This window comes from Lysinibacillus sp. RC46 (genome assembly GCF_041262385.1).
GTDB lineage: Bacteria > Bacillota > Bacilli > Bacillales_A > Planococcaceae > Lysinibacillus.
This window is the reverse complement of the sequence record NZ_JBGCCF010000062.1, coordinates 1-7785: the sequence shown is the minus strand read 5'-3', so window position 1 is coordinate 7785 and position 7785 is coordinate 1. Positions and strand designations below refer to the sequence as shown.

Annotated in this window: 8 protein-coding genes and 1 riboswitch; of the genes, 2 read left to right on the top strand and 6 right to left on the bottom strand. The window is 39.9% G+C overall.

Going from position 1 to position 7785, the window contains the following annotated elements:
• The 6 genes from ABH966_RS26670 to ABH966_RS26645 all read right to left on the bottom strand — a co-directional run.
• A partial coding sequence (locus ABH966_RS26670; protein ID WP_370083713.1) for a hypothetical protein occupies window positions 1-374 on the bottom strand: 374 nt, incomplete at its 3' end.
• 129 nt (window positions 375-503) lie between these two features.
• Complete coding sequence (locus tag ABH966_RS26665) at window positions 504-1664, bottom strand: alpha-hydroxy acid oxidase (RefSeq protein WP_370083711.1); 1161 nt, start codon at window positions 1662-1664, stop codon at window positions 504-506.
• Between the two features lie 13 nt (window positions 1665-1677).
• Window positions 1678-2349 (bottom strand): methionine ABC transporter permease, encoded by a 672-nt coding sequence (locus ABH966_RS26660; RefSeq protein WP_370083709.1) that lies wholly within the window; start codon window positions 2347-2349, stop codon window positions 1678-1680.
• A complete protein-coding gene (locus ABH966_RS26655; RefSeq protein ID WP_370083707.1) occupies window positions 2342-3367 on the bottom strand; it encodes a methionine ABC transporter ATP-binding protein in 1026 nt (341 codons plus the stop codon). The genes ABH966_RS26660 and ABH966_RS26655 overlap by 8 nt, the downstream gene beginning before the upstream one ends.
• 105 nt (window positions 3368-3472) lie before the next feature.
• Entirely contained in the window at window positions 3473-4306 is an 834-nt protein-coding gene (locus ABH966_RS26650; RefSeq protein ID WP_370083705.1) for a MetQ/NlpA family ABC transporter substrate-binding protein, read from the bottom strand.
• Between the two features lie 90 nt (window positions 4307-4396).
• A riboswitch (SAM riboswitch) is annotated at window positions 4397-4501 on the bottom strand.
• A gap of 187 nt (window positions 4502-4688) precedes the next feature.
• Entirely contained in the window at window positions 4689-5858 is a 1170-nt protein-coding gene (locus ABH966_RS26645; RefSeq protein WP_370083703.1) for a pyridoxal phosphate-dependent aminotransferase, read from the bottom strand.
• A 107-nt stretch (window positions 5859-5965) separates the two neighbouring features.
• Here ABH966_RS26645 and ABH966_RS26640 point away from each other — a divergent pair, with 107 nt between their 5' ends.
• Together ABH966_RS26640 and ABH966_RS26635 are read left to right on the top strand one after the other, a co-directional pair.
• Window positions 5966-6760 (top strand): PhzF family phenazine biosynthesis protein, encoded by a 795-nt coding sequence (locus ABH966_RS26640; protein ID WP_370083701.1) that lies wholly within the window; start codon window positions 5966-5968, stop codon window positions 6758-6760.
• Between the two features lie 82 nt (window positions 6761-6842).
• Complete coding sequence (locus ABH966_RS26635) at window positions 6843-7637, top strand: carbon-nitrogen family hydrolase (protein ID WP_370083699.1); 795 nt, start codon at window positions 6843-6845, stop codon at window positions 7635-7637.
• Window positions 7638-7785 lie beyond the last annotated feature (148 nt).

Below are 7785 nucleotides of genomic sequence, written 5' to 3'. Positions count from 1 at the left end.
ATCGTGGATAGCCCCGCCAAAGTCGTGGATAGAACAGCCAAAATCATGGATAGCCCCGACAGAGTGATGGAAAGAAGAGCCAAAGTGACGGAAAGCCACCGCGAAGAGACGGATACAAGACAAAGCGACGGAAAGCCACCGCGAAGAGACGGATAGAAGACAGAGCGACGGAAAGAACCGTCAAAGTCGTGGATAGAACAGCCAAAATCGTGGATAGCCCCGCCAAAGTCGTGGATAGAACAGCCAAAATCATGGATAGCCCCGACAGAGTGATGGAAAGAAGAGCCAAAGTGACGGAAAGAACCCTCGAAGAGACGGATAGAAACGACAAAGTGACGGAAAGAACCCCCGGAAGAGACGGATAGAAACGTCAAAGCGACGGAAAGCCGCCCCGAAATGCCGGATAAAACACTCGAAGCGACGGATCGCCACCTCGAAATGCAGGACCGCTTTATTTTGAGTGAACGACTCTTACGCTGCTTTTAGCGTTCATCAGTATTAATTCATTTACTATTGACTCCATCTTTTTTCACCAATGTGATATCGCGAAGTCCTTTTATAGATGTTGCCCCCGCTAATGCGATTGAAACTTTTAATTCATCATATAAATTCGTCATTACTTTTTCGACTCCTTGCTGTCCTGCTAATGCAAGTCCGTAGACGAAGGGGCGACCGATGGCAACTGCATCTGCTCCTAAAGCGAGTGCTTTAAGAGCATCCATACCACGATATACACCGCTATCTAAAATAACAGGAATTTGCCCATTTACAGCTTTCACAATGCCAGGAAGTGCATCAAGTGAACCAATTACGCCATCCAATTGGCGGCCACCATGGTTGGATACGATAATTCCGTCAATGCCGTTTTCTATAGCTAGTTTTGCGTCTTCAGGATGTAAGATTCCCTTTAACAAAATAGGGAGATTCGAACGGCGCTTTAATTCACGTACATTGTCCCAATTTAATGTTGGATGGAATATATTTTGCAACACGCCTTGTACATATGACTCAAATGAATCATCTGGTAAGGAAGCAGTAAAAATAGGGTCATTCATATAGTTTCCTCGTGCATACCCAAGCTTTAATGGTGAAAATTGATTGCGAACATCTTCTTCACGCCAGCCAAGCATGACTGTATCTACAGTTAAAACGATAGCCTCAAAACCGGCAGCCTCGGCTCGAGCGGCCATACTATAGGCAATTTCCTCATTTGTTGACCAATATAATTGAAACCATTTAGTAGCAGTGGGAGCTGTTTGTGCCACATCCTCGAGTGCGTAGCTTGAAACTGTGCTTTGAATATAAGGGATTTTTAATTGATCAGCTGCACGTGCTACGGCTAGCTCTCCTTCGTCATGCGCCATTCTGTTCATGCCAACAGGAGCAAATAAGAACGGAGTTGGGTGTACTTTTCCGAACAGTTCAATTGATGTATCAATACTTGAAACATCCTGTAAAAAGCGTGGAATAATAGAGTATTTTTCAAAGGCTGTACGGTTATTCCTTAATGTTTGCTCACCGCCAGCGCCTGAACGGATGTAACCAAACGGACCAGCTTCCATTTTTTCTGCAACTGCCTTTTCTAAATCTGCAAAGCAAATAGGAAAGGGGGCTTGTGCATTAATATTTTTTAATAGTAGATCGCTATGTGTTGTCTTTGTCATCATAATCCTCCTACTAATCTTTTTTTAACTTCGCAGCAAAGCGGTTACCTATTGATTGAATAATCTGAACAAGAATGATTAAGATAAACACTGTCGCATACATTACATCGACCTCATAGCGTAAATGACCGTAACGGTATGCGAGATCACCTAGACCACCAGCACCAACCATTCCTGCCATTGCTGTTGCTCCTATAAGACCGATTGTGGCAATCGTTAAACCTAAAATAATGGATGGGCGCGCCTCTCGTAATAAGACATTCCAAATAATATGACGACGTTTAATACCCATTGCTGTATAAGCTTCCACAACACCCGGATCAACTTCTAAAAGTGCAGTTTCCATAAGTCGCGCAATATAAGGCGTTGTATAAACAACAAGCGGTACAATAACACCTTTTACACCAATAGTTGTGCCGACGATTAGCTTCGTAAACGGTAAAATGAAGAATAGTAAAATAATGAACGGTACAGAGCGGATAATATTAATAAATAAATTGAAAAATTGATAGAGAAATTTATTTTCAAACGATTGTCCTGGGCGAGTTAAAACAATTAAAAGCCCTAATGGGATCCCTATTAAAATAGAGAAAAATAATGAAATCCCGACCATTTGGAAGGTTTCGATAATGGATTTCCCAATAACATCTGACCAATCTGCAAAGAAGCTTTGAATGCTATTCATTTAATTCGCCTCCTAATTCCTCAACGCTTACTCCGTTTTCTGTAAAATACTTAAGTGCTTTTTCTACGATATGTGCTTCACCGTGTAGATGCACGACAATATTACCGACAATGCCGTTTTTTAATTCAATGATATTGGCGGTTAAAATATTCGGTTGAACATCATAAACTTTACTCACTTCTGCTAGTAATGGTTTCCCTGTACTTTCACCAAGGAATGTTAAACGAATAACACTTCCTGAAACATTTAATTGCTCGATAAGGGAAGGGGATAAATTACGTTGAGAAATGGTATTTAAAAACTTTCGTGTCGTTGGATGCTGAGGCTTTGAAAATAGGTCTATAGCAGAGCCGTATTCCACAACCGCCCCTGATTCAAGAACAGATACATCGTCGCAAATTTTTTGAATAACATTCATTTCATGTGTAATGAGTAAAATAGTGATGCCTAGCTCGCGATTAATTTTCAAGAGAAGCTCAAGAATGGCGTCAGTTGTTTCGGGGTCGAGTGCACTTGTCGCTTCATCACTGAGCAAAATCTCAGGCTCTTGGGCAAGGGCACGTGCAATAGCGACACGTTGCTTTTGACCACCTGAAAGCTGGCTAGGATAGCTATCTAATTTCTCTGTTAGGCCAACAATTTCTGCATATTTTGCAACGCGTTTTTTCACTTCGGAGTCGTTATAGCCTAGAAGCTTTAATGGTACCGAGATATTGTTGTAAACAGTCGCTGTTTTTAAAAGGTTAAAATGCTGGAATATCATCCCGATTTTTTGACGAGTTTTGCGAAGGTCGTTTAGAGAAAGGGAAGTAATATCTACATGATCGATTAATACCTTTCCTGTTGTTGGACGTTCTAATAAATTGACACAGCGAATAAGAGTACTTTTTCCTGCACCACTGTAGCCAATAACCCCATGAATTTCACCTTTTTTGACATGCAAGTTAATACCATCTACTGCTTTGACGATACCATTTTTAGTTTTAAATTCTTTTGTTATATTTTCTAGTTGAATCATACGGTGATATCTCCTTTCTTAGTCCTTCTATAAATCAAGAATCTGCTAGCTTTCCTGTAGGAGTCCCGCAGATTCTTGATTTTATGAATGGTCCTTAATCGTCACTTACCAGCTTGGAATTACAGAGCCTTGGAATTCTTTTTCAATAAAATTGCGTACCTCATCAGATTGATAAGCTTCAACAAATTTTTTGATCGTTGGGTCATCTTTGTTTTCGGCACGTACTACAATGTAATTCACATATGGAGAGTCCGTAGATTCTAAAAGAATGGAGTCTTTTTTAGGATTAATGCCAGCATCAAGAGCGAAGTTTGTATTAATAGCTGCTACATCTACTTCACTAAGCTGTTTTGGAATTTGTGCAGCCTCTAATTCAATGAATTTCAAATTCTTTTTGTTTTCTTCCACATCGCGAATAGATGCTGTTAAGTCTGCACCGTCTTTTAATTTAATATAGCCCGCCTCTTGAAGGACAAATAGAGCACGAGCCCCGTTTGTTGGATCATTTGGTAATCCGAACGTTGCACCATCAGGAACGTCATCAAATGATTTATATTTCTCAGAGTATATGCCTAGAGGATTTAAAATTGTTTTTCCAACTGGCACTAAATCTGTATTGTGATCTTTGTTAAATGTCTCGAGGAATGGCTTGTGTTGATAACTGTTTACATCAAGATCGCCCTCTGCTAACGATGTATTTGGTAAAACATAATCAGAGAAAGATTTTACTTCTACCTCTAAGCCATTTTCTTTGGCAACTTTTGCTACAACCTCAGCAATTTGTTCGTGTGGACCAGAAGTTACACCTACTACAATCTTATTTTCATTAATAGCCTTACTTTGACTATCCTTACTATTTTCTTTAGTACCACAGCCTACTAATGCTGCTACTAATGTGAGACTTGCTAAACCTAATAAAATTTTATTTTTCTTTTTCATGAAACATACCTCCAAAGTTTTTTTATCGGTTTTTGAAAATAAAAAAAACTCTCTTAAAAAAATTAAGAGAGGCTCATAAAAAAGTGTCCTCTCTTATCTTTCAAACGATGATCGTTTGCAGGATTTAGCACCTTCCTTAAAAAAGGAGGTTGCCGAGCTTCATAGGGCCAGTCCCTCAGCTACTCTTGATAAGAGATTTATAATATTTTTTTGTAAATCCGATAGAACTAATATAAATTATAGGATATAGTAAGTCAATTGAATTTTTAAAATTTTTTATTTTGTTATAATATTTAGTTGCGAAAGAATCCGCAAGAAAGAGACAAAACTGTTCCCATAGCAAGTTTGAGCTAATGGAACAGTTTTTCGGGTAGAGTCTACTTCATGAGTTAAATAAGTTTAATTTTTCAATTCTACTGATCGCTTCACGTAAGCGGTCTTCGCTAACAAGTAAGCCAACCCGCACATAGCCTTCACCATATTGACCGAAGCCATTGCCTGCAGCTACTGCGATATCAGCTTTGTCGAGCAATAAATCGGCAAATTGTTCACTCGTAAAACCTAATGGAACAGGGAGCCATGCAAAGAAAGAGCCTCTCGGTGCTGTTACTTGCCAACCAATTCGCTGAGCTTCTTCGATCAGTACGTTTCGTCGACGCTCATAAGTCGCACTTAGCTTATCCACGCAACTCTGGGAAGCAGTAAGTGCAACTGCCGCGGCTTGTTGCACGGCAGGGAATTGACTACAAAATAGATGATCTTGAATAAGGTTAATGGCTGCAACAATATCAGGGTTACCAACTGCAAAACCAATGCGCCAGCCTGCCATATTATACGTTTTGGATAATGTATACATTTCGATACCGACATCTTTTGCACCGTCAGCTTGCAGGAAGCTGATAGGTTTATTGCCGTCAAATCCAATCGCCCCGTAGGCAAAATCATGTGCTACGATAATATTGTGCTCTTTTGCAAAGCGTACTGTTTCCTCGAAAAATTCAAGTGTTGCAGTACCGCCAGTTGGGTTATTCGGGTAATTCAAGTAAAGCATCTTCGCCTTTTCTTTTACTGCATCGGATAAAGCATTATAATCAGGCAGAAAATTATTTTCTGCAAAAAGAGGCATAACTTCAAAATTAACATCGCCTAATACGACACCTGATAAGTAATCTGGATATCCAGGATCGGGTAATAGCATAGTATCACCAGGGTTTAAAACGGCTAACGGTAACTCAACAAGACCAATTTTCGTACCACCGAGAATAGCTACTTCTGTGTCAGGATCAATGTCAACATTGTATTCGCGTTTGTAGAAACTTGCAGCTGCTTGGCGTAATTCTGCTATGCCATGAAATGGAGAGTATTTATGATTTTGAGGATTTTCTGCCGCCTCCTGCAATGCTTTAATAATATGTGGAGGAGTGGGTTGATCTGGATTACCTTGACCAAGATTAATAACATCACGCCCTTCAGCAAGAGCAGCGTTTACTTTTTGCACAAGTGCTGCAAAAAATTGAGTTGGAAGTAGCTGTAGTTTTTTTGAGAATTCCATGCATGTCCACCTTTTTCAGAATATAATAATTATTAAAGATATGATGCACATAATATTACTTTTTTTAGTAATTGTCTAGAGCCCAATAGTATATGAGGTGAGGAAAATTGAATAAAGTCTCGTATTTTATCGTCAATGCTTTTACTACAGAACTTTATAAGGGAAATCCCGCAGCAGTCTGTTTACTTGATTCACCAATACCTGAGTCGACCATGCAGAAAATTGCTCAGGAGATACCCGTACCAACAACAGCTTTTGTCCAAAAGAAGGATCATGATTTTTTTCTTAGATGGTTTACGCCAGCAAAGGAAATACCGATTTGTGGACATGGAACAATCGCTAGCGCTTTTTTACTTTGGAAACAAGGAATTGTACCCGTCAATTCTTCGCTTACATTCCAGACTGTAAGCGGTCCTTTACAAGCAAATTGGTTGAATGAACTAGTTGAAATAACAATTAAGAAGTACCAGTTAGAAGAGATTGAATGTCCTTTGGAGCTTGAGGAATGGCTTGGTGTGAAACCAACATATGTAGGGAAAACAGAATTGGATTATATAGTGGAGCTAAGTCACGAAGAGTATATTGCAGACTTTAAAGCTGATTTTCGTGCGATGAAACAGTTCCCGGTACGTGGTGTTTGTATTACAAGCCGTTCTAAAGATGAGGGGATTGATATTGTCTCAAGATTCTTTTCTCCAGCACAAGGCATTGATGAGGATCATGTAAATGGTTCCACTCATGGTGCGCTAGGACCTTACTGGTGTGAAAAATTATCAAAAGAAAGTATCGTTAGCAAACAGCTTTCAAAACGTGGTGGATTATTGTACGTTACACCAAAAATAAAAGATGTGGCAATTGCGGGTTCGGCTGTTCAAGTATTGAGTGGTGAAATATTAATCTAAATATTTGAGCTTAAACCATGGAAGTAAGGTTGATTTATTGTAGTATAAATACAGAACAGTACTGTCTAGAGGAGGAATAGCAATGAAAATTGGTTGTATCCAATTAAACGTAGGTTTTGGCAAAGTAGAAGAAAATTTTGCTCGCGCTGAGGACAAGATTCGTGAAGCGGCAAAAAAAGGTGCAGAAATTATTGTACTACCAGAAATGTGGAATTCAGGCTATGCTCTTGAAAAATTATCAGAGCTTGCAGATGTGGATGGAGATCGTTCGAAAGCATTTTTATCAAACCTAGCGAAAGAGCTTGGCGTACATATTGTTGGTGGCTCTGTTTCAACGAAGAAGGGCGATAAATTTTACAACACGATGTATACGTTTGATAAAAATGGTGAGTTAGTAGGTGAATATAACAAGGCACATCTTTTCCGTTTGATGGACGAGCATTTATATTTAGAAGCTGGGGATGAGATGAATCGCTATGCACTTGGAGAAATCGAGGCTGCAGGCGTGATTTGCTACGATATTCGCTTCCCAGAATGGCTACGTGCTCACGCCTTAGAAGGTGCAAAGGTCTTGTTCGTACCGGCGCAATGGCCGACACCGCGTATCGATCATTGGAAAACATTGTTGCAAGCACGTGCCATTGAAAATCAATGCTTTGTGATCGCTGTTAATCGCATTTCTAGAAAGGTAGAAAACTTCAATGGTCAATCAATGATTATTCAACCATGGGGCGAAGTGCTGTGGGTTGGTGCAGAGGACGAAGAAGTAGCTGTCATCGACGTGGACTTTTCAATTGTCGACGAAGTACGAGGCCGAATTCCTGTTTATGACGACCGCAGACCAGGATTATATAACGGAGTTGTTACCGAAAACTAAAATCTGCTAGCACGCTCAAGGAGCAAAGCGATGTTGAGCGTGCTAGGCATGGTGAACATCGCTGATAAAGTAGCGAACATCGCTGATAAAGTAGCGAACATCGCTGATAAAGTAGCGAACATCGCTGATAAAGTAGCGAACATCGCTG